General features: G+C 65.6%; 21 protein-coding genes and 1 tRNA gene. 13 read left to right on the top strand and 9 right to left on the bottom strand.

Features of this window, described 5'->3' with window-relative positions; genetic code table 11:
- Nucleotides 1–313 precede the first annotated feature (313 nt).
- The 7 genes from AC3A4H_RS03995 to AC3A4H_RS03965 all read left to right on the top strand — a co-directional run bounded on the left by AC3A4H_RS03995 (nt 314) and on the right by AC3A4H_RS03965 (nt 6698).
- A complete protein-coding gene (locus tag AC3A4H_RS03995; protein ID WP_487765518.1) occupies nt 314–1549 on the top strand; it encodes an NAD(P)/FAD-dependent oxidoreductase in 1236 nt (411 codons plus the stop codon).
- A 101-nt stretch (nt 1550–1650) separates the two neighbouring features.
- Nucleotides 1651–2649, top strand: a complete 999-nt coding sequence (gene denD / locus AC3A4H_RS03990) for a D-erythronate dehydrogenase (protein ID WP_487765517.1) — start codon at nt 1651–1653, stop codon at nt 2647–2649.
- Complete coding sequence (gene ltnD / locus AC3A4H_RS03985; RefSeq protein WP_487765516.1) at nt 2646–3578, top strand: L-threonate dehydrogenase; 933 nt, start codon at nt 2646–2648, stop codon at nt 3576–3578. The genes denD and ltnD overlap by 4 nt, the downstream gene beginning before the upstream one ends.
- 2 nt (nt 3579–3580) lie before the next feature.
- Entirely contained in the window at nt 3581–4840 is a 1260-nt protein-coding gene (gene otnK, locus AC3A4H_RS03980; protein WP_487765515.1) for a 3-oxo-tetronate kinase, read from the top strand.
- Nucleotides 4837–5487 carry a 3-oxo-tetronate 4-phosphate decarboxylase gene (gene otnC / locus AC3A4H_RS03975; RefSeq protein ID WP_487765514.1) on the top strand — a complete coding sequence of 217 codons (651 nt, stop codon included), beginning with the start codon at nt 4837–4839 and terminating at the stop codon, nt 5485–5487. Before otnK ends, otnC begins: the two co-directional genes overlap by 4 nt.
- Before the next feature lie 5 nt (nt 5488–5492).
- A complete protein-coding gene (locus AC3A4H_RS03970) occupies nt 5493–6260 on the top strand; it encodes a hydroxypyruvate isomerase family protein (protein WP_487765513.1) in 768 nt (255 codons plus the stop codon).
- 27 nt (nt 6261–6287) lie between these two features.
- Nucleotides 6288–6698 (top strand): RidA family protein, encoded by a 411-nt coding sequence (locus AC3A4H_RS03965; RefSeq protein WP_487765512.1) that lies wholly within the window; start codon nt 6288–6290, stop codon nt 6696–6698.
- Nucleotides 6699–6716: 18 nt separating this feature from the next.
- Here the strand turns inward: AC3A4H_RS03965 and AC3A4H_RS03960 are convergent, their stop codons facing one another.
- Nucleotides 6717–7937 carry an HPP family protein gene (locus AC3A4H_RS03960; protein WP_487765511.1) on the bottom strand — a complete coding sequence of 407 codons (1221 nt, stop codon included), beginning with the start codon at nt 7935–7937 and terminating at the stop codon, nt 6717–6719.
- Nucleotides 7938–8231: 294 nt separating this feature from the next.
- Here AC3A4H_RS03960 and AC3A4H_RS03955 point away from each other — a divergent pair, with 294 nt between their 5' ends.
- Together AC3A4H_RS03955 and AC3A4H_RS03950 are read left to right on the top strand one after the other, a co-directional pair.
- Nucleotides 8232–10463, top strand: coding sequence for a methyl-accepting chemotaxis protein (locus AC3A4H_RS03955; protein ID WP_487765510.1), 2232 nt, complete (start codon nt 8232–8234; stop codon nt 10461–10463).
- Nucleotides 10464–10597: 134 nt separating this feature from the next.
- Nucleotides 10598–11410, top strand: a complete 813-nt coding sequence (locus tag AC3A4H_RS03950; RefSeq protein ID WP_487765891.1) for a sulfite exporter TauE/SafE family protein — start codon at nt 10598–10600, stop codon at nt 11408–11410.
- On the opposite strand, the gene AC3A4H_RS03945 is transcribed toward AC3A4H_RS03950, so the two are convergent.
- The 3 genes from AC3A4H_RS03945 to AC3A4H_RS03935 all read right to left on the bottom strand — a co-directional run bounded on the left by AC3A4H_RS03945 (nt 11407) and on the right by AC3A4H_RS03935 (nt 13207).
- A complete protein-coding gene (locus AC3A4H_RS03945; RefSeq protein ID WP_487765509.1) occupies nt 11407–12333 on the bottom strand; it encodes a DMT family transporter in 927 nt (308 codons plus the stop codon). The two genes, AC3A4H_RS03950 and AC3A4H_RS03945, sit on opposite strands and share 4 nt — an antisense overlap.
- Nucleotides 12330–12917, bottom strand: coding sequence for a TetR/AcrR family transcriptional regulator (locus tag AC3A4H_RS03940; RefSeq protein WP_487765508.1), 588 nt, complete (start codon nt 12915–12917; stop codon nt 12330–12332). The genes AC3A4H_RS03945 and AC3A4H_RS03940 overlap by 4 nt, the downstream gene beginning before the upstream one ends.
- Nucleotides 12918–13131: 214 nt before the next feature.
- Nucleotides 13132–13207: transfer RNA gene (locus AC3A4H_RS03935), tRNA-Thr, on the bottom strand.
- Between the two features lie 545 nt (nt 13208–13752).
- On the opposite strand from AC3A4H_RS03935, the gene AC3A4H_RS03930 reads away from it, so the two are divergent.
- Nucleotides 13753–14787 carry a hypothetical protein gene (locus tag AC3A4H_RS03930; protein ID WP_487765507.1) on the top strand — a complete coding sequence of 345 codons (1035 nt, stop codon included), beginning with the start codon at nt 13753–13755 and terminating at the stop codon, nt 14785–14787.
- 17 nt (nt 14788–14804) lie between these two features.
- Here AC3A4H_RS03930 and AC3A4H_RS03925 read toward each other — a convergent pair whose 3' ends face one another.
- Both AC3A4H_RS03925 and AC3A4H_RS03920 read right to left on the bottom strand, forming a co-directional pair.
- The gene (locus AC3A4H_RS03925; protein WP_487765506.1) at nt 14805–16406 is read right to left on the bottom strand and encodes a cisplatin damage response ATP-dependent DNA ligase; all 1602 of its coding nucleotides are present in this window, start codon (nt 16404–16406) and stop codon (nt 14805–14807) included.
- Entirely contained in the window at nt 16406–17416 is a 1011-nt protein-coding gene (locus AC3A4H_RS03920; RefSeq protein WP_487765505.1) for a ligase-associated DNA damage response exonuclease, read from the bottom strand. The genes AC3A4H_RS03925 and AC3A4H_RS03920 overlap by 1 nt, the downstream gene beginning before the upstream one ends.
- Before the next feature lie 100 nt (nt 17417–17516).
- Here AC3A4H_RS03920 and AC3A4H_RS03915 point away from each other — a divergent pair, with 100 nt between their 5' ends.
- Nucleotides 17517–18437 carry a class I SAM-dependent DNA methyltransferase gene (locus AC3A4H_RS03915; protein WP_487765504.1) on the top strand — a complete coding sequence of 307 codons (921 nt, stop codon included), beginning with the start codon at nt 17517–17519 and terminating at the stop codon, nt 18435–18437.
- Nucleotides 18438–18453: 16 nt separating this feature from the next.
- On the opposite strand, the gene AC3A4H_RS03910 is transcribed toward AC3A4H_RS03915, so the two are convergent.
- Nucleotides 18454–18699: a hypothetical protein gene (locus AC3A4H_RS03910; RefSeq protein ID WP_487765503.1), complete on the bottom strand. Its 246-nt coding sequence runs from the start codon at nt 18697–18699 to the stop codon at nt 18454–18456.
- An 80-nt stretch (nt 18700–18779) separates the two neighbouring features.
- Between AC3A4H_RS03910 and AC3A4H_RS03905 the strand changes: the two genes are divergently transcribed.
- Complete coding sequence (locus AC3A4H_RS03905; protein WP_487765502.1) at nt 18780–21506, top strand: ligase-associated DNA damage response DEXH box helicase; 2727 nt, start codon at nt 18780–18782, stop codon at nt 21504–21506.
- The gene (gene pdeM / locus AC3A4H_RS03900; RefSeq protein ID WP_487765501.1) at nt 21503–22216 is read left to right on the top strand and encodes a ligase-associated DNA damage response endonuclease PdeM; all 714 of its coding nucleotides are present in this window, start codon (nt 21503–21505) and stop codon (nt 22214–22216) included. Before AC3A4H_RS03905 ends, pdeM begins: the two co-directional genes overlap by 4 nt.
- Nucleotides 22217–22227: 11 nt before the next feature.
- On the opposite strand, the gene AC3A4H_RS03895 is transcribed toward pdeM, so the two are convergent.
- Complete coding sequence (locus tag AC3A4H_RS03895; RefSeq protein ID WP_487765500.1) at nt 22228–23013, bottom strand: TIGR02186 family protein; 786 nt, start codon at nt 23011–23013, stop codon at nt 22228–22230.
- Entirely contained in the window at nt 23010–23939 is a 930-nt protein-coding gene (locus AC3A4H_RS03890) for a sulfite exporter TauE/SafE family protein (protein WP_348777920.1), read from the bottom strand. The genes AC3A4H_RS03895 and AC3A4H_RS03890 overlap by 4 nt, the downstream gene beginning before the upstream one ends.
- Between the last annotated feature and the right edge of the window lie 104 nt (nt 23940–24043).

Raw genomic sequence — 24043 nt, 5'->3', positions numbered from 1 at the left:
GGGCGGCGAATTTTCTGGAAGGCGGGAATTACCCGGCAAAGGGCGAACTCGGCCAGCGTGCCGTGACGCGGTTTTCTGCTCGTGCCATCGCTTATCCCCCGATTTCGCCCGTTCTGAACGGCGATATGGGTAATACTACTAACCGATCTGACCGATCGGTCAAACTAATTGTTTAAATTCCATGGGAGTTATGCAACAAAATTACCGGACCGTTCGAGTCGGGCAGCTTGGTGCGCAAGCGGGCATTTCCATGCCACGTTCGATTCTGCAAGGGAGCCGTTGCCGGTCGGTCGAGCATGTTTGTGGAGAGGGCATGGGAGAGAGGTGCATCATTGTCGGCGCGGGACACGCCGGCTCTCAGGCCGCGGTCAGCCTTCGCCAGGAAGGCTATGCGGGCGAGATCGTCCTGATCAATGACGAGACGGATCTTCCCTACCACAAGCCGCCGCTCTCCAAATCCTATCTCAAGTCGCCCGACTCGGGCGGCCTCGTCCTGCGCCCTGAAGCCGTCTATCGCGACAACTCCATCGCGCTGATGCTTGGCGCCCGCGTCGAGAAGATTCGCCTCGACGATCGCAAGCTCGTGCTTGCCGACGGGCGAGAGTTGAACTGGACGCATCTTGTTCTCGCAACCGGCGCGCGCGCGCGAATTCCCGACCTGCCGGGCATCGACCTCAGGGGCGTCGTCACGCTGCGCAGCATGGAAGATGCGCGCCGCATCCGCGAAATGATGCCGGAAGTTCAGAGTGTCCTCATCGTCGGCGGCGGCTTCATCGGCATGGAGATGGCGCATAGCTGCCTGGCGCTCGGCAAGGCGACGACGCTGATCGAGGCTGCGCCCCGCGTGCTGGCGCGTTCGGTGGCACCGGTCGTTTCTGCCCATGTCGAGAAGCGGAGCCGGGCTGCCGGTATCGACATCTTCACCGGCGTCCAGCTTTCCGGCATCGAAGGCGAGGGCGGGCGCGTCGCGGCAGTGCGCACCGTCGACGACCGCAGGTTCAGGGCCGATATGGTTGTGCTGGGAATTGGTGCGGTTCCCAATGTCGAGCTCGCCGCGGAAGCCGGCCTTCCGGTTGACAACGGCATCGTTGTTGACGGCCACATGCGCACATCGGTGCCGCAGGTCTACGCCATCGGCGATTGCGTGAGCTACGACCATCATCAGCTGGGCCGGCGCGTGCGGCTGGAATCGGTCCAGAACGCGACCGACCAGGCCAGGCATGTCGCGCGCTCCATCCTTGGACGATCGGAGCCTTATGCCGAAGTCGCGTGGTTCTGGTCCGATCAGGGCGACATGAAGCTGCAGACGGCAGGTCTCTCGCTCGACGCCAATCATTGTGTCGTCTCCGGAAATCCCGAGGAAAACGCCTTCTCGGTCTATCATTTTCAAGGCGCGCGCCTGGTGGCCGTCGATTCCATCAACCGTCCGGCCGATCATATGATTGCGCGGCGGCTGCTGGCGGCGGGGCTGAGCCCGAGCGAGGCGGACATTGCCGCCGGGCCGCAGCATATGAAGCAGCTGGCAAGCGGGAAGGGGATGGCGGCCTGAGCCGCCCGGTTTTCATCAAACATAAATTCGGGCCGAGGCAGGTTGGCAACGGAAATTCGCCTCTCGCCCATTCGGAAATTCAGTTCGGGGATCAGGACAAGATGGTTCACTGTCTCATCATCGGCGCGGCCGGCATGCTCGGCGCGGGGCTGGCCAAGCGCCTCATCGACGACGGCGCGATTGCCGGCAAGGCCGTATCGCGGCTGACGCTTTTCGATATTGTGGCGCCGAGCGCATTGCCCGAGCGCGGCAAGGTCGCGGTCGAGTTCGAAACCGGCGACATCTCGTCCCCCGAGACGGCCGAGCGCCTCGTGGCATCGAGGCCCGATGTTATCTTTCACCTCGCGGCCATCGTGTCGGGCGAGGCGGAGCGCGATTTCGACAAGGGCTACCGCATCAATCTCGACGGCACCCGGCATCTGTTCGACGCGGTGCGCAAGGCGCATGAGACGGACGGCTATTATCCGCGCGTCGTCTTCACCTCGTCGCTGGCCGTCTTCGGCTCGCCGCTGCCCGATGTGATCGATGACGACTACATCATCACGCCGCGCTCAAGCTACGGCACGCAGAAGGCGATCGGCGAGTTGCTGCTGGCCGATTACAGCCGCCGCGGCTTTTTCGACGGCATCGGCATCCGCCTGCCCACCATCTGCATTCGCCCCGGCAAGCCCAATGCGGCGGCCTCGGGCTTCTTTTCCAACATCCTGCGCGAGCCGCTGGCGGGCCTGCCGGCCACGCTGCCGGTGGAGCCGTCCGTGCGGCACTGGTTTGCCAGCCCGCGCGCGGCCATTGGCTTCATCGCGCACGCCGCGGCGGTGGATGGCGCGGTGCTGAAGGAGCGCCGCAACATGACCATGCCCGGCGTTTCGGCAACCGTGGCCGACGAAATCGAGGCGCTGCGCGCAATCGCGGGCGACGATGCGGTAAAGCTCATCCGTCATGAAATCGACCCCGCGATCGTCGCGATCATCTCCACCTGGCCGAAGGCGTTTGAGGCAAGCCGGGCGGAAAAGCTCGGCTTCAAGGCCGACGAATCCTTCCAGGCGATTATCCAGGCTTATATCGCGGACTATGCGCCCAAGGCGGAGCAGCCGGCATGAGTGCCGACAATCTTGCCTTGCCCGGCCGGCATTTCCTGCTCATCGGCCTCGGAGCCATGGGCTACGGCATGGGCCAGTCGCTGCTGCGCGCCGGTCTTGCCGTCGATGGCTTCGACCTCAATGCCGACGCCCAGAAGCGTTTCCGGGCCGAGGCCGGCCTTGACCGCGACCTCGACCAGGCGAGTGCGGAAGCCGACGGGGCCATTCTGGTCGTCGTCAACGCGGCTCAGACGGAAGATGCGCTGTTCGGCGCGCGCGGACTGGCCGAGAGGCTGAAGCCGGGCGCGGTGGTCATCAGCTGCGCGACCATCGACGCGCAGAAGGCAGTCGAGTTCGAAACCCGCCTTGCCGAGAAGGGCATACTCTATCTGGACGCGCCGATTTCCGGCGGTTCGGCACGCGCCGCCAAGGGCCAGCTCAGCATCATGGCCTCCGGCACGCCCGATGCCTTCGCGCGTTCCCAGCCTGCGCTCGATGCCATGGCCCAGACCGTGTTCCGCCTGGGGAACCGCGCCGGGCCGGGCTCGGCGATGAAGAGCGTCAACCAGCTGCTCGCCGGCATTCACATCGCCGCCGCCGCCGAGGCCTTCGCTTTCGGGCTGGCGCAAGGCGTGGACGCCGACCAGATCATGCAGGTGATCCCGCATTGCGCCGGCTCGTCCTGGATGTTCGAAAACCGTGGGCCCTACATCGCCGATGGTGACTACCGGCCGCATTCGGCGGTCGAAATCTTCGTCAAGGACCTGGGTATCGTCACCGGCGCGGCGAAGGACGCCTCGCTCGAGCTGCCGGTCGCGCAGGCCGCACTCGCCCGCTTCAGGGCCGCGTCCGAGGCCGGCCTTGGCCGCGAGGGCGACGTGGCGGTGGTCAAGCTCTACGCGGAGGAAAGCGGCATCAGCCTTCCCGTGAAACGCTACAAGGAGAGCTGACCATGCTGCTCGGCTGTATTGGTGACGATTTCACCGGCTCGTCGGACCTTGCCAACACGCTGGTCAAGGGCGGCATGGCGACGACGCAATATTGCGGCATTCCGCAGGGCAGGGCCGACGCGGACGTCGAAGCGGGCGTCGTCGCACTGAAGACGCGCAGTGTGCCGGTGGAAGAAGCCGTCGCCCAGTCGCTGCAGGCGCTGGAGTGGCTGAAGGCGCAGGGCTGCCGCCAGTTCTTCTTCAAATATTGCTCGACCTTCGATTCCACCAAGACCGGCAACATCGGCCCGGTGGCCGAGGCGCTCAGCAAGGCGCTGGGCGCCAGCCAAGTCATCGTCTGCCCGGCATTTCCGGGCGCCGGCCGTACCATCTATCAGGGCCATCTTTTCGTCGGCGACCGGCTGCTGAACGAGTCGGGCATGGAAGCCCATCCGCTGACGCCAATGACCGACCCCGACATTCACCGATGGCTGCAATACCAGACCGCGCTTTCCGTGGGGCTGGTGGCGTTTTCCGACGTGCGCCGCGGCGCCGGGGCAATCGCCGAGGCGATGCGGCGGCAGGACGAGGCAGGCCACAAGCTTCTGGTGGTGGATGCGCTGCAGAACGAGGACCTGTTCGCCATCGGCGAGGCGGCGGCCGACCTGCCGCTGATCACCGGCGGTTCAGGCGTGGCGCTCGGCCTGCCGGAAAATTTCCGCCGCAAGGGGCTGATCGGCAATCGCCAAGTGGCGTGGCAGGGCATCGACGGACCGGGCGCCGTGCTTTCGGGCTCCTGCTCGCGCGCCACGCGCGGCCAGGTGGCGCACTATCGCGCCAATCATCCGGCCCTCGAGATCAAGGCTGACGCGCTGATGGTCGGCGACATGACGGTGGCGAAGGCATCCGCCTGGCTGGCCGAGAACCTTGCCGCCGAGCCGCTGGTGTTTTCCTCCGCCGAGCCGGAAGTGGTCGGCAAGGCGCAGCAGAAATACGGGCTTGGCGAACTCGCCCACCGCATCGAAACCTTCTTTGCCGAACTTGCCGCCGAAGCCCGGCGTCATGGCGTCAGGCGCCTGGTGTCGGCCGGCGGAGAGACCTCCGGCGCGGTGGTGCAGGGGCTTGGCTGCGAGGCGTTGCAGGTCGGCCCCGAGATCGATCCGGGGGTTCCCATGCTGCGTGTCAACGGGCAGGATTTCGGCCTGGCGCTGAAGTCGGGTAATTTCGGCGCCGAGGACTTTTTCACCAAGGCGCTGAGGATGCTCAAGGGAACAGCAAGTTGAGCGAGGAAGCGAAGCTGCGCGAGACGATCTGCCGGATGGCGCGTTCGATCTTCGAGCGCGGCCTGACCGGCGGGGCGTCCGGCAATATCTCGGCTCGCCTGTCCGACGGGCGGCTCCTGGTGACGCCCACCGGCTCCTCCTTCGGCGATCTCGACCCGGCGCGCCTGTCGCTGATCGACGAGACGGGCAGACTGGTCGACGGCGACGCACCGACCAAGGAAATGCCGCTGCATTCCGCTTTCTACGACACGCGCGGCGCCAAGTCTGGCGCCATCGTCCATCTCCACTCCACCCATTCGGTGGCGCTGTCCATGTTGCCGGAAACCGACCCGGACAATGTGCTGCCGCCGCTGACGCCCTATTCCATAATGCGGCTAGGCAAGGTGAAGCTGCTGCCGTATTTCCGGCCGGGCGATGCGGCAATCGGCGACGCGATCCGCGGCCTGGCCGGAAAGCGCAGCGCCGTGCTGCTGGCCAATCACGGGCCGGTGGTCGCGGCCAAGGATCTGGAGGCGGCGGTCTATGCCATGGAAGAGTTGGAAGAGACGGCGCGGCTTGCGCTGCTCACGCGCGGCATGAAACCCAAAATGCTGACGCCTGAACAGGTTCGCGATGTCGTGGACCATTTCAACATCGAGTGGGATTGAACATCATGGCCCTTCCGTATTCAGCCAATCTCGGCTTCCTCTGGACCGAGCTGGCGCTCTCCGACGCCGTGCGCGCGGCGGCCAAGGCCGGTTTCGACGCGGTGGAACTGCACTGGCCCTATGCCGTCGAGCCGTCGCTTCTGAAGCAGGCGCTGTCCGAAAGCGGCCTGCCGGTTCTGGGCCTGAACACCTTGAAGGGCAATGTCGATGCCGGCGAGTTTGGGCTTTCCGCCCTGCCGGGACGCGAGGACGACGCGCGCGCGGCAATCGACCAGGCACTTGCCTATGCGACCGCGATCGGCGCCACTGCTATCCACGTCATGGCCGGCAAGACGAGCGCGCCGGAAGCGCGAGAAACCTTCGTCGCTAATCTGCGCTACGCAGCCGACCAAGCCGCTCCGGCGGGTGTCACCATCCTGCTCGAGCCGCTCAACCTCCACGACGTGCCGGGCTACTTCCTGCACGACAACGCCACGGCGTCGTCGATCATCGAAGAGGCCGGCCGCGGCAACATCCGCATCATGTTCGACTGCTATCATGTCGGCCGCTCCGGCAAATCCATTCTGGAGGAGTTCGATGCGCATCGTGAGCGGATCGGCCATGTCCAGTTTGCGGCCGTTCCGGATCGCGGCGAGCCCGATGCGGGCGAGGTGGATTTTGCCAGCCTGCTACCCGAACTGGCCGCGCGCGGCTATGCCGGGCATTTTGGCGCCGAATACAAGCCGCGCCGCTCGACCGACGAAGGGCTGGGCTGGCTCGCCGCCTGGCGCTGAACAAATCCTTTTCTCCGGAGGCATGCCATGACCGATCGCGCTTCGAACCTCGACCATCTCGTACCGGAAACCATGCCGGCGCCCTTCGCCGCCTATAGCCATGGCGTGGTGGTTCGGACCGGATCGGACATGGTCTTCTGTTCCGGCCAGCTCGGCATCGGCCCGAATGCGCATGTGCCCGAGGATGCCGAGGCGCAGGCCGAGCTTTGCTTCGAGAATGTGCGCTCGATCCTCACCGCCTGCGGCATGAGCTTTGCCGACGTGGTGCGCATCAATGCCTACGTCACCGACCGCGCCCATATGCGCCCCTATATGGACGTGCGCGACCGGCTCTTCCCGCAGCCCGCGCCGGCCTCGACGCTGATGATCGTGTCGGGCTTCACGCGCGAGGAATTCAAGGTCGAGGTCGAAGTCGTCGCCGCGCGCGCGAACCGCTGACGGTGGCGTGAGGCGTGGTCAGCTGCCGGCGGCGCGGCGGCGCTCGGCAAAAGCCGCCGGCGCAATGACAGTGGGCCGCCCCGACAGCCTGCCGCGATAGAGCGCGGCGATCAGGTCGGATTGGGTGACGATTCCGACCAGCTTGCGGTCGGCATCGACCACCGGAAGATGGTGCAACCCGGCGTCGGCCATGGCGGGGACGAGCGTGGCGACAGGCGTTTCGGGTGCCGCGGTCCGAACCGGGCTGCTCATGATCTCGCCTACTGTCCGTTTCAGGCTTCGTCTCGGCCTCACGGCGTGGCGCAGGCGCCGGCCGAGCCCGAAATGCAACTCGCCATGCGGCCCCCAGGCTGCGCTTTCCATGAAGTCGGTCTGAGTGACGATGCCGACAATGCCGCGGTCTTCTCCCACGACCGGCAAGGCCTTGATGCGATGCTCGCAAAGCAGCGTCCATGCCTCGTGCAGCGAGGCCTGCGGCGACACCGTGGCCACGTCTTGCGACATGATGTCGGCACAGCGGATTTCGCCGAAACGGCGGTGGTAGGCCTGCATCTCCACCTCGTGCAGCAGCGAGTCGAGATCGCCGGTGCTGACGTCCAGTATCTCACCCCGACGCTCGAGCGCGGCCTCGAGGTCGGCGGTGGTGAAGCCCACACGCTCGGTCGGCAATGGGTCGGTGGTCTTGTGCGGATTTGCGGCAGGCAGGGGCGCAAGATGCGGGTAGCGCCGGCCGGTGAGATTGTTGAATGCAAGCGCCGCGGAGAGCAGCAAGAGCGAGTTGACGCCCACCGGCCACACGACAAAGCTGAAGCCAGCCGCATGAACCGCGGGGCCGCCCAGAACCGCGGTCAGGGCCACGGCGCCGCTTGGCGGATGCACGCAACGCGCAGCCAGCATTGCGCCGATCGAGAGCGAGACGGCAAGCGCCGCTGCAATCAGCAAATCGTCGATCCACAGGGCACAGCTGATGCCGATCAGGGCCGCAATCGTGTTTCCGCCGACGATCGACCAGGGCTGCGCCAGCGGGCTCGACGGCACGGCAAAAAGCAGCACGGCCGAAGCTCCCATCGGCGCGATGAGGAGGGGGGAGGCCGTGCTTGTGCCAAGCGCCGCCTTGGTGATGAGGCCGGTGAGGAAAATTCCGATCAACGCACCGCAGCAGATACGCAGGCGCTCGACATGGCCGACTGGCGGCAGGGCTGGCAGCAGCCGTTTGAGAGTGGGCAGTAACTTTCGCATGCGTATCGGTTCGGCGTTGCAGAGGCGCAGTTATGTCGGATGCGACCACGATCGCAAGGAACCAATTTGCCTGGACCAGCGGATTTACGGAAATGTTGACCTGCGCCTGCGCTGTCCTTTTGCCCGCCTTCCAGCGTCAATGAAGGCCATCGTCGTTAGCTCTTTTGAAACGAGACGGACGCTATCGCTATCTTACGAATGAATCCGCCCCTGGCATTGCCTTTTCGGGAAGTTTTCGTTCTCGGAGAGAACCCGGCGGAGCTCCGCCGGGTGAAGTGGCAGGGGTAGAATTCGATGTTTCCAAAGACGGCAACTGGCCGCAACATGTTTGCCATCGTGGCGACGGGGGTCCTTACTACCGTGGCCACGGCCGGGGTTCTGGTCTGGCTTGCACATGGTGCGCTTGAAGAGCGCACCTTTTCCGAAATGACGAACATCGCCGAGGAAAGCGCAAGGCGCGTCGAGACCTATTTCAGCCGCGTTGAAGAACTGACGCATAATGCCAGGTCCAGCCTCTATGCCGCGAAGGACGGCGCGATTCCGGACCGGTCGGCCACGAACCGCCTGTTCCAGCGCTGGATGCAGGACAACACCTTCGCTCTCGGCCTCAGCACCTGCTGGGAGCCCAACGCTTTCGACGGGAAAGACGTGCTGTATCGCAATGCGCCCGGGCACGACGACAGCGGCCGCTACATTCCCTATTTCGTAAGGGACAATGGCAAGGTCGGGCTTGAGGCCCTGGTCGACTATGACAAGCCGGGTGTCGGCGATTGGTACCTCGTCCCCAAGAAGACGGGCAAGGAAGTGCTCATGGAGCCCTACTCCTACACCATTGGCGGCAAGAACGTCGTGATGACATCGTTCATGGTGCCCCTGCTTTTCAACGGTTCCTTCAAGGGCACGGTGGGAGTGGACATTGCCCTCGACAGCCTCGCCGATGACCTTTCCAAGATCAAGCCGTTGGGCCAAGGATATGTGGCGCTCGTCACCGGCAACGGCGGTGTCGTGAGCTACCCCGAAGCCTCCATGCGCGGAAAGGCGCTGAAGGACTCGGGCCTTGATGCGGCTGCCTGGGGCGGTCTGATTGCAAATCCGGGCACGCCGGCAGATCTTGCCGAAACATCGGGCGATGCCAGCATTGCCATCGCGGTTCCCGTGCGACTGCTGCCCGACACCACCTGGTACACTGTGGTTTCGGTGCCGAAATCGGTGCTGTTTGCGAGCCTGTCGTCGCTCGTCATCACGTCCATCGCCATCATCGCGGTCGCGGCAGGATTGATGACCGTGCTCGGCTTGCTGCTTGCTACGCGCTTCCGCAAGCGCCTCGACAAGGTCATGACCGCGACAGGTGGGATCGCTAACGGCAACACCGACGTGGATCTTTCGGAGGCAGCGAAGCAGGACGAGATCGGCGAGATGGCTCGCTCGCTGGCGATCCTGCGGGACGCGACTATTGAAAAGCACCGGCTGGAAATGGAGGCGGAGGAAGCCCGAAACCGCAATGCGGAGGAGGAGCGACGCCGCGCGGCGGAAGCCGCCGAAAGGGAGCGGCAGACCCGTTTCGCAGTCGACTCCCTGGCCGAAGCCCTGCAGAAGCTTGCCGACGGCGACACCACCCATCGCATCGATGACCAGTTTGCAGGTTCGCTCGATCAGGTCCGCCGTGATTTCAACTCTTCGGTCGAAAAGCTGCAGACCGCTCTGCTTTCGGTTGGGGAGAATGCGCAGGCCATCCAGGCAGGTTCCAGCGAAATACGGTCGGCTTCCGACGATCTCTCTACACGGACAGAGCAGCAGGCGGCAGCCGTCGAAGAAACAGCGGCGGCGGTCGAGGAAATCAGCTCGTCGCTGAGAGACACCACGAAGCGTGCGGAACAGGTCGGAGGCCTGGTTGAACGCACACGCGTAAGCGCCGAGAAGTCCGGCGAGGTGGTAAAGCGCGCCGTCACGGCCATGAGCGGCATCGAGAGTTCCTCCAAGGAAATCTCGAATATCATCGGCGTGATCGACGAGATCGCGTTCCAGACCAACCTGCTTGCGCTGAACGCCGGCGTGGAAGCGGCGCGGGCCGGCGATGCCGGCAGGGGCTTTGCGGTCGTCGCTCAGGAGGTCAGGCAACTCGCCCAGCACTCGGCGACCGCCGCGCGGGAAATAAAGATGCTGATCACCAAGTCCGGCGAACAGGTCCACACAGGCGTCGGGCTGGTCAGCGAGACCGGGGCGGCGCTGCAGGAAATCGTCGAGCGGGTGCAGGAAATCGATCAGAACGTCGCGGCCATTGTGGCCGCCGCCCGCGAGCAGTCCAGTTCGCTGAACGAGATCAGCTCCGCCATCAATTCCATCGACCAGGGCACCCAGCGAAATGCTGCAATGGTCGAGGAGCAGACGGCGGCCAGCCATGCGCTGGCAAGCGAAGTGGCCGCGCTGAACGATCTCCTGGCTCAATTCCGCATGAGCAACAGGCCCTCGGGCGCCGTCGGAGCTTATCACGGCGGGAAAGTCGGCTTGATGGCGAGAGCAGGGTGATGCCCGGTTGAACGAGCCTGGCGATTAACCGAAAGGCAATCGCCAGACGCGCTGCTCGAGCGGCCCGGAGGTTGGTCGAGAAGAGGTTGCGGGCTTGAAGGAGCATCATCTTGGAAACCGCACTTGATCTGTCGATGTTCGGCGGCCCGGCAATTATCGCGCTGGTCGCGGGCTTCGCGGCCACCGGCATCATTTCCGGCATCATCGCCGGCCTGCTCGGCGTCGGCGGCGGCATCGTCATCGTGCCGGTGCTCTATTGGGTGCTGACGCTGTTCCAGTTCCCGCCGTCGATCACCAGCCATCTGGCGGTCGCCACCTCGCTGGCGATCATCATCCCGACCTCGATTTCCTCGATGCGGGCCCATGCCAAGCGCGGCAATGTCGATCGCACGCTCTACAGCCTGTGGGGCCCGGCGGCGTTCGTCGGCGCGCTGATCGGCGGCATCATGGCGAAGTTCATCCCCGGCGGGGGCTTGCGCCTGGTGTTCGGCGTCGTGGGCCTGCTGGTCGCCGTCAACATGGCGATCCCCCGGCACCTGGTCATTTCCGATCACCTGCCCAAGAGCGCCTGGGTCAACCGCGCCATCGCCACCGTCATCGGCTTCATCTCCTCGCTGATGGGCATCGGCGGCGGCACGCTGTCGGTGCCGACGCTGACCAGCCTGTCCTTCCCGGTCCACCGCGCGGTCGGCACGTCCGCCGCGCTCGGCCTGCTCATCGCCGTTCCGGGCGTGGCCGGCTTCATCTGGGCCGGACTTGGCGTCGCGAGCCGGCCGCCGCTCAGCCTCGGCTACGTCAGCCTGCCGGCGGTGCTGCTCATCGCGCCGATCAGCTACCTGATCGCGCCCTGGGGCGCCAAGCTCGCGCATGCGCTGAACCCGCGCTATCTGAAGCTGGCTTTCGCCTTCTTCCTGGCCATCACATCCGCCAGGATGCTGCTCTCCTAGACGAGATCTTCCCGCTTCTGCGATCTCGCGACGATGACGATGCCGACGAGCGACACGGCCAGGCCGCACGCCATCGCCCATGACAGCGGTTCGTCGAACATCAGCCAGGCCCAGATCATCACAACCGGCGGGCTGAGATACAGCACCGCCGTCACGCGCGCCGGAGACGACTTGCGCAGCGCCAGATAATAGAGGCTCCACGCGCCGAGCGTGGCGACGAAGACGAGCCACAGTATGCCGCCGACGAAACCCGCCTCAAGGATCGGCAGCACGCTTCCCTCATGCCAGGCGAACACGGAGAAGATCGCGGCGGCCGACAGGCACTGGATGCACAGGCTTTGATGCACGGGCATGAAATTCGTCGGGCTGCGCTTCTGCAGCAGAGTTGCCATTGCCAGGGACAGCGTACCGAGAACAGGCAAGCCGTAAGCCCACAGCGGCACGTCGCCCATTTTCAGCGACCAGCCGGAGGCGATCAGGACACCTGCCAAACCTATGAACGAACCGATCCACTGGCGCCCGGTGAGTGCTTGCCCGAGAACCGGCCAGGACAGCACGGCCACCATCAGGGGCAGCATGTCGGTGATAAGGGCAACAAGGCCCGTCGGCACGCCATGAGAGATCGCAAGCGCGAATGCGCCAAGATAGGCGGACATTGCCAGAGCGCCGAACAGGACCTGCGGGGCAACGTCCTTCCATCGCAGGCTGGGGCCGATTGCCAGCGCAAATGGCAACAGCACCAGCCCGGAAACCAGGCTGCGCCAGAGTAGGATCAGGAAGATCGGCGCGTGGTCGCTCGCAAAGCGTATGCCGATAAAGCCGGCGCTCCAGCAGGCCACCAAAGCCGCTTCCAGCAGAACCAGGACGACAAGCCCGGCAACCCCGCTCTTGGGCCGGTACGGGACAGCTACGGCGTCGGTCATTGGGCCTGGCTTTCGAACTGGTCCAGCATGGAAATCGCGATTTTGCGCGCGGACTTCAGCCGCCCGTCGTGTCCATCGAGCCCTGCGCGAGACATGGCACCTTCGAGGAGAAACGAGAGGTGCTCGGCAATCTCATCGATCGCGGCATTGGCGGGCTGCATGTCTCGGAGGTGTTCCTTGAACAGCTCCTCTGCCTCGTCCTTCTGGGCCGCGACGGTTGCCCGGCCCGGGTCGCCAATCGGAAGCTCGGCGGCCGCATTGAGCAGCCCGCATCCGCGAAACCCCCACTCATAGGCACAGGCAGCATGGTCCACGTAGGAATCGAACACGGCAAGCACGCGCTCTTTAGGCGTCGACGCCGTTTTCAGCCGCGCCTCGAGAAGCTCGTGCCACTCCGTGCGCCGGCCTTCGAGATAGGCATGCACCAGGTCGGCCTTGGATGCGAAATTGTTGTAGAGGCTCATCTTCGCAACGCCTGCGTGAGCCGTAATCGCATCGATCCCGGTCGCCCCGACGCCATCACGGTAGAACAGTTCGGCCGCGGCTTTCAGCAGTCGCTGCCGCGCTGGGATCTTGTCGGTCACGGTCGGCCTCCAGAACAGATAGGCCGATCTACCTAGTTCCGAGGCGCAATGCTGGCAGGCCTGCGACTGCTCCTGCCGCAATCAGGACTAGGAACTCATCGCCCCCACGCCTACTGCTTCGACGCAAGGGTCGGTGGACGAGGCGATAGACGACGGTGCGACCGCGCGGCAATCAATATCGGAAGGAAAATTCAGCCTAACGGCTTGAAGTTGCTGGTGCCGCTTGCGTGACTCGAACACGCGACCCCATCATTACGAATGATGTGCTCTACCAACTGAGCTAAAGCGGCTCCGGCTTTCGCACCGCGGCGCGAAACGGTGAGCGCGTGATAGCCGCATTGTGCGGCAAATTCAAGCGGCCATCGCACGGATTTATTCGGATCGTCATCTGCGTGCCTTGGCGCAGTGTTTACAGCTGGTGCCCGTGCCCGCCGCGGCCGGGTCGGGCGGGCAGCCAAGGTGTCTTGGGCACGTTGCAGCGGGTGCGATTCGCTCGCCGCTGCGATGCCGGGCGTCGCGGCTATGGGCGCCGTCAATGTTGCCGGGCAGCCGGCAAGGCGCCGCAGGGGGAATCGTCGCATGGGTGCGGGGCAAGGCGCGGCCAAGCAGCCGCCGCAGCGAGGCCGGCGCGGGGCAGGGGTGGCGGAGAACGCGTCGCAGCGAGGGCGGTGTGGCCAGGCCGGTGCGGGGCACCCGCACAATCCCGCCATTTTCCCCCGGATAATGCCGCCTTCGGCGCGGCCGTCAGCCTTATTGGTCGCGCCGGGCGGTTGCCTGACGGCCCGGCTGCGTCTAACCATCGTCAAAAGTTTGAGCCGCAACATGGGGAAACGGTTTGGAGCCGATCGAAAAGGCGATCCGCAACGCCTTCGAAAAGGGAAACGCCAGTGACCAGGCCTTTCGCGAGAAGGTCTATCGCTCAGCGTTCGCCGCACTCGACCGCGCGCTGAAGGCGAATCCGGGCCTCACGGTCGAGGTAGCCATCAAGCGCCGCAAGGCCCTGCAGGCCAAGATCGCCGAAATCGAATCGGAATTCGTGGCCGGCGCGCGGGCAATCGATCCGGCGTCTTCTGAAGGCGCCGCCCCGAGCCTCGACGACGTGCGCCCCGGCGGCGGCGAGGCTGCCTTCGCCGCTCCCGACATCGCCGGCGAGCGCCGCCAGAATGCGGGCCGCGGCAAGACCAGGCGCGCAGACGCAGCGGCTGCGAAAGCCGAGCGCGGCGGCCGCCGCCGTGCGCGGCGTTCCCGCTCCCCATTTCTTCGCCTGCTGGTAAGCATGGCGCTGCTGGCAGCCATCGGCCTTGCAGGCTGGGGCGCGCTTCGGTCGGGGATCTGGAAGATGCCGACCAGGGACGACATCGCGCAGATCGGCAAGAGCCTCGCGCCGACAAACGAGGGCGCACCGGCCCTGTCGGGCCAGGCCGACCCCAACCGCGCCTGGATTGAAGTGTTCTCGCCCGCCGACCCCACCGGCGTGACGGCGCCGGCCGGCACCTCGGCCGAGGTGATGCAGGATGGCTCGGGCAGCTTCCTGCGCATGCGCTCCGGCGGTTCCGATTCCGCCATCCTGTTCGACGTCGGCCAGGGCGTTCTGGAACGGCTCGCCGGCAAGCAGGCCATCTTCGACATCGTCGCCCGCGGCGCCGATGGCAAGCAGACGCAGATGTCGGTGGACTGCAATTTCGGCGAACTGGGCGACTGCGGCCGCAAGCGCTACGCGGTCAGCCAGGACCGTGGCGACTATCTGTTCGAACTCGACTTCCGCTCCGTCGACCCAGGCTCCGGCGGCACCATCGCGGTCAACACGGATGTTGGTGGAGCGGGCAAGTCAGTGGACATCTACGAGATCAGGGTTTCGGTGTCGCAATAGCCTCGGGTGTAGCCGGCTCAGTCCAGCAGCGCCTGCAGCGTTTCGATGCGGTCGGCCTCGGCAGCCGGCTTGTCCCAGCGCAGGCGCGAGATGCGCGGGAAGCGCATGGCCACCCCCGACTTGTGCCGCGTCGAGCGGTTCAGCCCCTCGAAGGCGATCTCCAGCACCAGCCCGTGGCCGCGGTCGGCGCGCACCGAACGCACCGGCCCGAATCGCTCGACCGTGTTGTCGCGCACGAACTTGTCGATCTGGCGCAACTCCTCGTCAGTGAAGCCGAAATAGGCCTTGCCCACCGGCACCAGCTCTTCCGCGCCGTCCGGACCGGCCCACACGCCGAATGTGTAGTCGGAATAAAAGCTGGAGCGCTTGCCGTGGCCGCGCTGGGCATACATCAGCACCGCATCCACGGTAAAGGGGTCGCGCTTCCACTTGAACCAAGGGCCTTTCGGCCGGCCGGCGAGATAGGCCGAGTCGCGGCGCTTCAGCATCACGCCCTCGATCACCGGATGCGGCGGGTTGCTGCGCATTTCCTCCAGCTCATCCCAGCTGTAAAACAGCGCCAGCGGCGAAAGGTCGAAGCGATCGGGGTCGAGCCGACGCACGAAGTTTTCCAGCCGGCCGCGACGCTCCAGAAAGGGCAGGGCGCGCACGTCTTCCGCGCCTTCCTGCAACAGGTCGTAGCAACGCACGAACACCGGATAGCGCTCGCGCATCTTCGCCGACACCGTCTTGCGGTTCAGCCGCTGCTGCAGGTCGGAGAAGGTTCCGGTTTCGCGCTGCGGGTCGCCCACCAAGAGCTCGCCATCCAACACGCCCTCGAAGCGCATCGCCTCGACAAGATCGGGGAAGGCCGGCGAGATGTCGTCGCCGGTGCGCGAATAGAGCCGGCGGATGCTGCCTTCCGAAACCGCCTGCACGCGGATGCCGTCCCATTTCCATTCGGCGGCATAGTCGGCCGGATCGAGCCGATCCAGATCGCCGTCGCCGATCGGATTGGCCAGCATGACCGGGCGGAACAGCGCCTTGGCAGCTTTTTCCGGCTTCGGGCCCTTGGCCTCCAGCCAAGCGAAGAGGCCGATATAGGGTGGCGTCAGCCCGTGCCACAGCTCCTCGATCTCGGTCACGTCGACGCCGCCCAGGTCGGCCAGCGCCTGCTTGGCGAGCCTCGCCGAAACGCCGATGCGCAAACCGCCGGTCACCAGCTTGATGATGGCGTAGCGGGCCGAGATGTCGGCACGGTCGAGCAGGCGTGCCAGCACGCGCGGCCCGTCGGAACGGCTCGCCGCCTGCAGCGCGCCCACCACGTCGGCCAGCGTCGGGCGGGCATTTGCGGCCTGGTGCGCCGGCGGCTCCGGCCACACCAGCGACACGGTCTCGGCGAGGTCGCCGACATAGTCGTATGAATAGCCGAACAGCACCGGGTCCAAGCGCTCGGTCACCAGCGTGCGCAGCATCGCCGGCTTCACCGCCGCAATCGACAGGTCGCCGGTGATCGCCGCCAGCGCCAGCCCACGGTCGGGGTCCTCGACGCTGCGGAAATAGTCGGTCAGCAGGGTAAGCTTGCCATTGCGCGAGGGCGTCAGCACCAGGCGGTCGAGCAGTTCGGCGAAGCGGTGCATCAATCCCCCTCGTCCTCGTAGCCCACCAGATGCAGCGGCTTTGCCTTGATGCCGCCAAGCTCGCACCAGCGCACCAGCGCTTCCTCGCGGCCATGCGTCACCCACACCTCGCCGGCGCGGGTTTCGGTGATGGTCTCGGTCAGCTCGTTCCAGTCGGAATGGTCGGAGATGATCAGCGGCAGCTCCACGCCGCGCTGTTTGGCGCGCTGGCGAATACGCATCCAGCCTGATGCAAAGCACGAGACGGGGTCGGGAAAGCGCCGCGACCAGCGATCCGAAAAGGCGGCGGGCGGGCCGACCACTATCTCGCCAGCGAAGTCCTGTCTTTCGCCGCCCTCCACCGTCGCCGGCTGGAGGCTGCCCAGCTCCACGCCCCGGCTTTCGTAATAGTCGCACAGCTTGGCCAGCGCGCCGTGGATATAGATGGTGCGCTCATAGCCGGCCTGGCGCAGAAGCTTGATCACGCGTTGCGCCTTGCCCAGCGCATAGGCGCCGACCATATGCGTACGCTCCGGAAACTGCTCGACCGATTTTATCAGCCGCGCGATCTCATCGGCATCGGGAGGATGGCGGAACACCGGCAGGCCGAAGGTTGCCTCGGTGATGAAGACGTCGCAGCGGATCGGAGTGAAGGGCGCGCAGGTTGGGTCCGGCTGGCGCTTGTAGTCGCCCGAGGCCACGATGCGCATGCCGCCATGCTCGACGCAGATCTGGGCCGAGCCCAGCACATGACCGGCCGGCTGGAACGTCACCTTGACGCCGTTCAGTGAAATCGTTTCGCCCGGCTTTGCTGCCTGCGTCGTGCCGGCAAAGCCCGGCCCGCAGCGCAGTTCCATGATGTCCAGCGTCTCGCGCGTCGCCAGCACCGCGCCATGGCCAGCACGCGCGTGGTCGGAATGGCCGTGGGTGATCAGCGCGCGCGCCACCGGCCGCACGGGGTCGATGTGGAAATCGCCGGGTGGGCAATAGAGTCCTTCCGGGCGGGAACAGAGGAGATCGCTGGCGCGCATGCTCTCAAGATAGGTATTTGTGCGGCTTGGAAAAGCCTGATAAAAATCGCGCCGCTTCGGGCACCCGCCCGGGCTCCCATCGTCATAGGTCCCACGCTGCTTGAAGCCGCTGCAAACCTCGTCAGGTGACCTTCTGGCGGACCGCCGCGCCGACTACGCAGAAATGCTGTCCGGTTCGGGCGATCCCGCTGCCGCCGCCGAGCTGATGCTCGGTGCGCTGGAGCTTGCGCCACACTGGGCGCTGGGCTGGTTCCGGCTTGGCGAGATGCACGAGGCGGCCGGCGACATGGCCGCCGCCGCAAGGGCCTGGCGCCGCGTGCTTGAGCTTGAACCGGTGGACCCGTTCGGCGCCGGGCTGAAGCTGGAGCTCATCGGGGAGGCGGGGTCGGGCGGAGCGCCGCCCAGCGCCTTCGTCGAGGCGCTGTTCGACCAGTATGCGCCGAAATTCGACGACTCGCTCGTCAGGCGGTTGGGCTATAGCGTGCCGGCCGCGCTCGACGCGGCGATCCGCGCCGCGCACCCCGGGCGTTTCGCAAGCGCCGTCGACCTCGGCTGCGGCACCGGCCTGATGGGCGAGAGGCTGCGGCCCATCTGCGACCATCTCGAAGGCTATGACATCTCCGCCGGCATGCTGCGCATCGCGCGCGAAAAGGCCGTGTACGACCGGCTGGTCAAGGCCGACCTGCAGACGCTTGTGCGCGAGGGCGAGCCGGTCGATCTGGTCACGGCAGCGGATGTGTTCATCTATGTCGGCGCGCTCGAAAGGGTCATGGCCACAGCGGTCTCGATGCTGCGGGAAGGAGGGGTGCTCGCCTTCTCGGTGGAACATTGGCGGGGGCAGGGGGATCTCATCCTCCAGCCCTCGCGGCGCTACGCACATTCGGAAACCCATGTGCGTAGCGTCCTGACCAAGAATGCCCTCACCCTTCTATCTCTCGAACCCCACATCATCAGGCAGGACCGCGGCCAGCCCATCGATGGCCTGCTGGTCGTCGCGCGCAACGACCCTTCGGCGCGCTGATTGATTTTTCTATCTGCTACCGGCTCGTTCGCGGACGGTCCATCATCCCGCGCGAGCGCAACTGCTTCTCTGCCGGCTTTGCCGCCGTGCCGGCCTGCAATTGCGAAATCGTTTCCTGAAGCTTGGCAGCCAGCTTCTCCAGCGTGGCGACGCGCGCTTCCAGCGCGGCAATCCGGCCTTGTTCGGAAGTCTCGTCGGTGGTTTTCAAAATCGCGGCCTCGCTGCTTTGTCGAAGACGGAAATAATCGATCCGGCGGCGCATGTCAGTCCGCCGCGATAAGCGATCCCGTTTTGTTCGCAAAATCGCTTGGCTGCCGGTCCGCGTCGCGGTACTTCTGGCGCGTGAACGACCAGAGCCGACCAGAGCCGAGCGAACCTTCCGCCATCCTGCCCGAACCGTTCCTGAAATGGTTCGCCGGCCGCGGCTGGTCGCCGCGCGCGCACCAGCTCGATCTGCTCGCCCGTGCGCAGGCCGGCAAGTCTGTGCTGCTGATTGCGCCGACCGGCGCGGGCAAGACGCTCGCCGGCTTCCTGCCCACACTGGTCGATCTGGCAAATAGGCAGAAGCGCAGGCCGGGCCAGGCGCGGCGCGGCGTCCACACGCTCTACATCTCGCCGCTCAAGGCGCTCGCCGTGGACATCCAGCGCAACCTCGCCATGCCGGTGGCCGAGATCGGCCTGCCGATCACGCTCGAGACTCGCACCGGCGACACCCCGGCCCATAAGCGCCAGCGCCAGAAGCTGGTGCCGCCGGACATCTTGATGACGACGCCCGAGCAGCTCGCCCTGCTGATCGCGTCGCCGGATGCGCCGCGCTTCTTCGAGGACCTTCGCTACATCGTGCTCGACGAGTTGCATTCGCTGGTCACCTCCAAGCGCGGGCATCTGCTGTCGCTCGGCCTGGCGCGGCTACGCGCCATCGTGCCCCACCTACAGGCAATCGGCCTTTCGGCCACCGTCTCCGATCCCGACGAGTTGCGCCGCTGGCTGGTGAGCCAGGGTGCACCCTCCCCCTTACGTGAGGAGCAATCCAACACGGCGCGGCTTACCCCCACTCCGCCTCGCTTCGCTCAGCACTTCTCCCCCTCAAAAGGGGAGAGGAAGGGCGCCAAGCTGGCGGACGGCGTTTCCTCTCCCCCGTCGAGCGGGGGAGAGGTGGCGCGCGAAGCGCGACGGAGTGGGGGTCGAGGCGACCCTCCTCACGACGGTGAGCTTCCCATGGCCGACCTGATCGAGGTCGCCGGCGGTGCCAAGCCGGAAATCAGCATCCTGGACTCCGAAGAGCATGTGCCCTGGGCCGGTCATTCGGCGCGCTATGCCATTCCCGAAATCTACGACGCCATCCGGCGCCACAAGACCACGCTGCTGTTCGTCAACACGCGCAGCCAGGCCGAATTCCTGTTTCAGGAGCTGTGGCGCGCCAACGAGGACACACTGCCGATCGCGCTGCATCACGGCTCACTCGACGTCAGCCAGCGGCGGCGCGTGGAAAAGGCGATGGAAACGAACAGCCTGCGCGCCATCGTCGCCACCTCCACGCTCGACCTCGGCATCGACTGGGGTGATGTCGATCTCGTCGTCCATGTCGGCGCGCCCAAGGGTGCCAGCCGGCTTGCCCAGCGTATCGGCCGCTCCAACCACCGCATGGACGAGCCCAGCCAGGCGATCCTCATTCCCGCCAACCGCTTCGAGGTGCTGGAATGCCGGGCCGCACTCGAGGCGAATTATCTCGGCGCGCAGGATACGCCGCCGCTGGTCGAAGGCGCGCTCGACGTGCTGTGCCAGCATGTGCTGGGCGTTGCCTGCGGCGCGCCCTTCCGCGCCGATGATCTCTTCGAGGAAGTGCGGACTGCCGCACCCTATGCCACGCTCGACCGCCACAGCTTCGACCGCGTGGTCGATTTCGTCGCCACCGGCGGCTATGCGCTGAAAAGCTATGAGCGCTATGCCCGCATCAAGCTCACCAAGGACGGCACCTGGCGCATCAGCCATCCGCGCGTCGCCCAGCAATACAGGCTCAATGTCGGCACCATCATCGAGGTGCCGGCGCTCACCGTGCGCTATGTGCGTGAGGGCAGGGGGCTCGTCGCGCGCGGCGGGCCGGCGCTCGGCAAGATCGAGGAGGCGTTTCTGGAAACGCTGGTCCCGGGCGATACCTTCCTGTTTTCCGGCAAGGTGCTGCGCTTCGAAGGCATCCGCGAAAACGAATGCTTCGTCTCCAACGCGCCGGGCAAGGATGCCAAGGTGCCCTATTACGGCGGCGGCAAGTTCCCGCTTTCCACTTATCTGGCCGAGGTGGTGCGCGGCATGCTGGCCGACCCCGATCGCTGGAAGCAACTGCCCGACCAGGTCGCCGACTGGCTGCGGCTGCAATCGGAAAAATCCATCCTGCCCAAGCGCACGGACCTGCTGATCGAAACCTTTCCGCGCGGCGGGCGCCACTACATGGTGGCCTACCCGTTCGAGGGGCGCCCCGCGCACCAGACGCTCGGCATGCTGCTCACCCGCCGGCTGGAGCGCGCGGGCGCGCGGCCGCTCGGCTTCGTCGCCACCGATTACGCGCTGGCGATCTGGTCGCTCGGCGACATGGGGCAGATGTTCAGCCGCGGTGGCGGGTGGTCGCTCGGGCAGCTCTTCGACGAGGACATGCTGGGCGACGATCTCGATGCCTGGCTGGCCGACAGCTGGATGCTGAAGCGCACCTTCCGCAATTGCGCGCTGATTTCGGGGCTGATCGAAAAGCGCCATCCTGGCCAGGAAAAGAGCGGCCGGCAGGTGAATGTCTCGGCCGACCTCATTTATGACGTGCTTCGCAGCCATGAGCCCGACCACATTCTCCTGCAGGCTACACGCGCGGACGCCGCAATGGGCTTGCTCGATGTCAGGAGGCTCGCCGAGATGCTCTCGCGCATTCGCGGACGAATCGTGCATAAATCTCTCGAGCACATCTCGCCGCTGGCGGTTCCCATCATGCTGGAAGTGGGCCAGGAATCGGTGCGCGGCGACGCCGACGACACGCTTCTCCTGGAAGCCGAGGGCATCATCGAGGAGGCCATGGGGCCGCAATGAGCAGTCTGGCGCACAGGGCCCGGCAGCCGCGCGACGAGGCGATTCTGATCGCCGGCGAACGCGTGGTCTGCGACCGCCGCGGCGTGCTGTTCGCGCCCGAGCTCGACCTTCTTGTCGTGTCGGACCTGCATCTGGAAAAGGGTTCGTCCTATGCCCGGCGCGGCGCGCTGCTGCCGCCCTACGACACCGCGACAACACTTCAGCACCTCGCCGCCGTCATCCACCATTACCAGCCACGGCGCGTGATCAGCCTGGGCGACAGTTTTCACGACGGCGAGGGTGCCGCCCGCCTGCCCGAAATCTTCCGTCAGGCGCTTGAGGCGCTGATGGCGGGCCGCGACTGGTTCTGGGTCGCCGGCAACCATGATCCGCAGGCGCCGGCCGGCCTGCCGGGCGACACCGTGGGCGAAATCCATATCGGGGGGCTGAGCTTCCGGCACGAGCCTTCTGCCACGCCTGTGGAGGGCGAGATCGCCGGCCACCTGCACCCTTGCGCGCGCATCGTCCAGCGCGGCCGCTCGGTGCGGCGGCGCTGCTTCGCCAGCGACGGCAGCCGCATCGTCATGCCGGCCTTCGGGGCCTACACAGGCTCGCTCAACGTACTCGACCGCGCCTATCAGGGGCTGTTCGATTGGGAGAGATTCCGGGCCTACATGCTCGGCTCCCAGCGCATCTTCACCATTGCTGGCGCGATGCTGCATCCGGGCTGAATTCGCGCCCCTCAGTCCTTCCTGAAGATGATCCGGCCCAGCCATCCGGTCAGCATGGCCAGCAGCACCGCGAAGATGCCGAACCACAGGCTGTGGTTGTTGGCGAAGCGGTAGACAGTCTGCTCGAAGCCGGACTTGTAGATCGCAAGCTGCGCCGAGGTTTCCTTGATGAACACGCCGTTGCGGAACAGGAAGGCACGCGCCCGGTGCGTGCCCACCGGCACGTTGGGGGCCAGCGAAAGCCGGGCGCGAAACAGGTTGGAGGACAGGAATTGCACGCCGCCGATGCGTTCGCTGTAAAGCCCGGTCTTCGTTTTCAGCTCGCGCAGGGCTGCGGTGAACTGTTCCAGCGTCGCCGGGTTGTCGGTGCCGTCCAGCGGCGCCATGTGCAGGTTGTTCGCGCCCAGCGAAAGCTGCCGGTACTTGGCCGGGTCGGCGATATCCTGCCACGGCCGCGTAGTGGCCACCGAATAGGAGGCCGGCACGTTCTGGAAGGCTTCGGACTGCACGTTGATCCACATGCCCAGCACGCGGTCTTTGCGGCGCACCACCACCGGGCGTGCGGGGCCTTCCAGCACCACGATGATGTCGTAGCGCCCCTGGCGGGCCAGCAGCGGGTCGGAATTCTCGATCGCGCCGAAGATGGTCAGGTCCGCGCCGGCGAAATCCGAGGTGATGGCGATACGGTCGGTCGAAAGGCCGATCTGGATCGTTTCCTGCGGCTGTTCCTGGGCCTGCGCCGGGGTCATTTGCAGCCATGCAAAGGCGAGGGCGGCCAGTGCCGCCGCCAGCCTCATAGGTGGCCTCCGCCCAGGCCCGACAGCGAATAGATGTTGGCCGGCCGCACGAAGAGGTCGAACGCCAGCCTCAGCGCCACCGCCAGCACCAGGAGCGCCAGAAGCGCGCGCAGCTGCTCGCCGCGCAGCTTCTGCCCGGCCTTGGCGCCGTATTGTGCGCCGGCCACGCCGCCCAGCATCAGCACGAAGGCCAGCACGATATCGACCGTCTGGTTGGTGGTGGCGTGCACAATGGTGGTGTAGGCGGAAACGAAGATGATCTGGAACAGCGAGGTGCCGATAACCACGTTGGTCGGCACCTTGAGCAGGTAGATCAGCGCCGGCACCATGATGAAACCGCCGCCCACGCCCATGATGGACGAGAGGAAGCCGATGCCGGCGCCCAGCCCCAGCACCGGAATGATGCTGACGAACAGTTTCGAGGCGCGGAAGCGCATCTTCAGCGGCAGGCGGTGGATCCAGTTGTGCTGGCCGGATTTCTTCAGCGTCGGCGCCGCGCCGACCTTTGCCTGGCGCAGCGAATTCACGCTTTCCACCAGCATCATCCCGCCTACCGAGCCCAGCAGCACCACGTAGAGCAGCGAAATGAACAGGTCGAGCTGGCCGATGGCGCGCAGCAGCGAGAACACATAGATGCCGCCGGTGGAGCCGACCACGCCGCCCACCAGCAGCATGGTTCCGAGCTTGAAGTCCAGCGTGCCGCGCTTGAAGTGGGCCAGCGCGCCGGAGAACGAAGCGGCGATGACCTGGTTGGCGCCGGTGGCAACCGCTATCGCGGGCGGAATGTTATAGAAAATCAGCAGCGGGGTGATGAGGAAGCCACCGCCAACGCCGAACATGCCCGACAGGAACCCCACCGCGGCGCCCATGGCGAGCAGCACCAGGATGTTGGCTGATAATTCCGCGATCGGGAGATAAATTCCCACCCGTCAACTCTACACTACGTGCCCGGCCGGCGAAGACCGTTTTCATCTTCGCTGATTGCATGCTCTTGCGCCGACATTGCGGCGAAGTCAAACTTCGTGGCAGT

Source organism: Pseudaminobacter sp. Soil_N_29 (assembly GCF_057656055.1).
The sequence above is the reverse complement of the archived record's forward strand: the minus strand, read 5'-3'. Positions and strand labels throughout refer to the sequence as shown.

Bases quoted from the DNA above. Each gene is read 5' to 3' on its own strand.
- AC3A4H_RS03995 (WP_487765518.1), top strand. From the start codon at position 314: ATGGGAGAGAGGTGCATCATTGTCGGCGCGGGACACGCCGGCTCTCAG.
- denD (WP_487765517.1), top strand. From the start codon at position 1,651: ATGGTTCACTGTCTCATCATCGGCGCGGCCGGCATGCTCGGCGCGGGG.
- ltnD (WP_487765516.1), top strand. From the start codon at position 2,646: ATGAGTGCCGACAATCTTGCCTTGCCCGGCCGGCATTTCCTGCTCATC.
- otnK (WP_487765515.1), top strand. From the start codon at position 3,581: ATGCTGCTCGGCTGTATTGGTGACGATTTCACCGGCTCGTCGGACCTT.
- AC3A4H_RS03970 (WP_487765513.1), top strand. From the start codon at position 5,493: ATGGCCCTTCCGTATTCAGCCAATCTCGGCTTCCTCTGGACCGAGCTG.
- AC3A4H_RS03965 (WP_487765512.1), top strand. From the start codon at position 6,288: ATGACCGATCGCGCTTCGAACCTCGACCATCTCGTACCGGAAACCATG.
- AC3A4H_RS03960 (WP_487765511.1), bottom strand. From the start codon at position 7,937: ATGCGAAAGTTACTGCCCACTCTCAAACGGCTGCTGCCAGCCCTGCCG.
- AC3A4H_RS03955 (WP_487765510.1), top strand. From the start codon at position 8,232: ATGTTTCCAAAGACGGCAACTGGCCGCAACATGTTTGCCATCGTGGCG.
- AC3A4H_RS03950 (WP_487765891.1), top strand. From the start codon at position 10,598: ATGTTCGGCGGCCCGGCAATTATCGCGCTGGTCGCGGGCTTCGCGGCC.
- AC3A4H_RS03945 (WP_487765509.1), bottom strand. From the start codon at position 12,333: ATGACCGACGCCGTAGCTGTCCCGTACCGGCCCAAGAGCGGGGTTGCC.
- AC3A4H_RS03925 (WP_487765506.1), bottom strand. From the start codon at position 16,406: ATGCACCGCTTCGCCGAACTGCTCGACCGCCTGGTGCTGACGCCCTCG.
- AC3A4H_RS03920 (WP_487765505.1), bottom strand. From the start codon at position 17,416: ATGCGCGCCAGCGATCTCCTCTGTTCCCGCCCGGAAGGACTCTATTGC.
- AC3A4H_RS03910 (WP_487765503.1), bottom strand. From the start codon at position 18,699: ATGCGCCGCCGGATCGATTATTTCCGTCTTCGACAAAGCAGCGAGGCC.
- pdeM (WP_487765501.1), top strand. From the start codon at position 21,503: ATGAGCAGTCTGGCGCACAGGGCCCGGCAGCCGCGCGACGAGGCGATT.
- AC3A4H_RS03895 (WP_487765500.1), bottom strand. From the start codon at position 23,013: ATGAGGCTGGCGGCGGCACTGGCCGCCCTCGCCTTTGCATGGCTGCAA.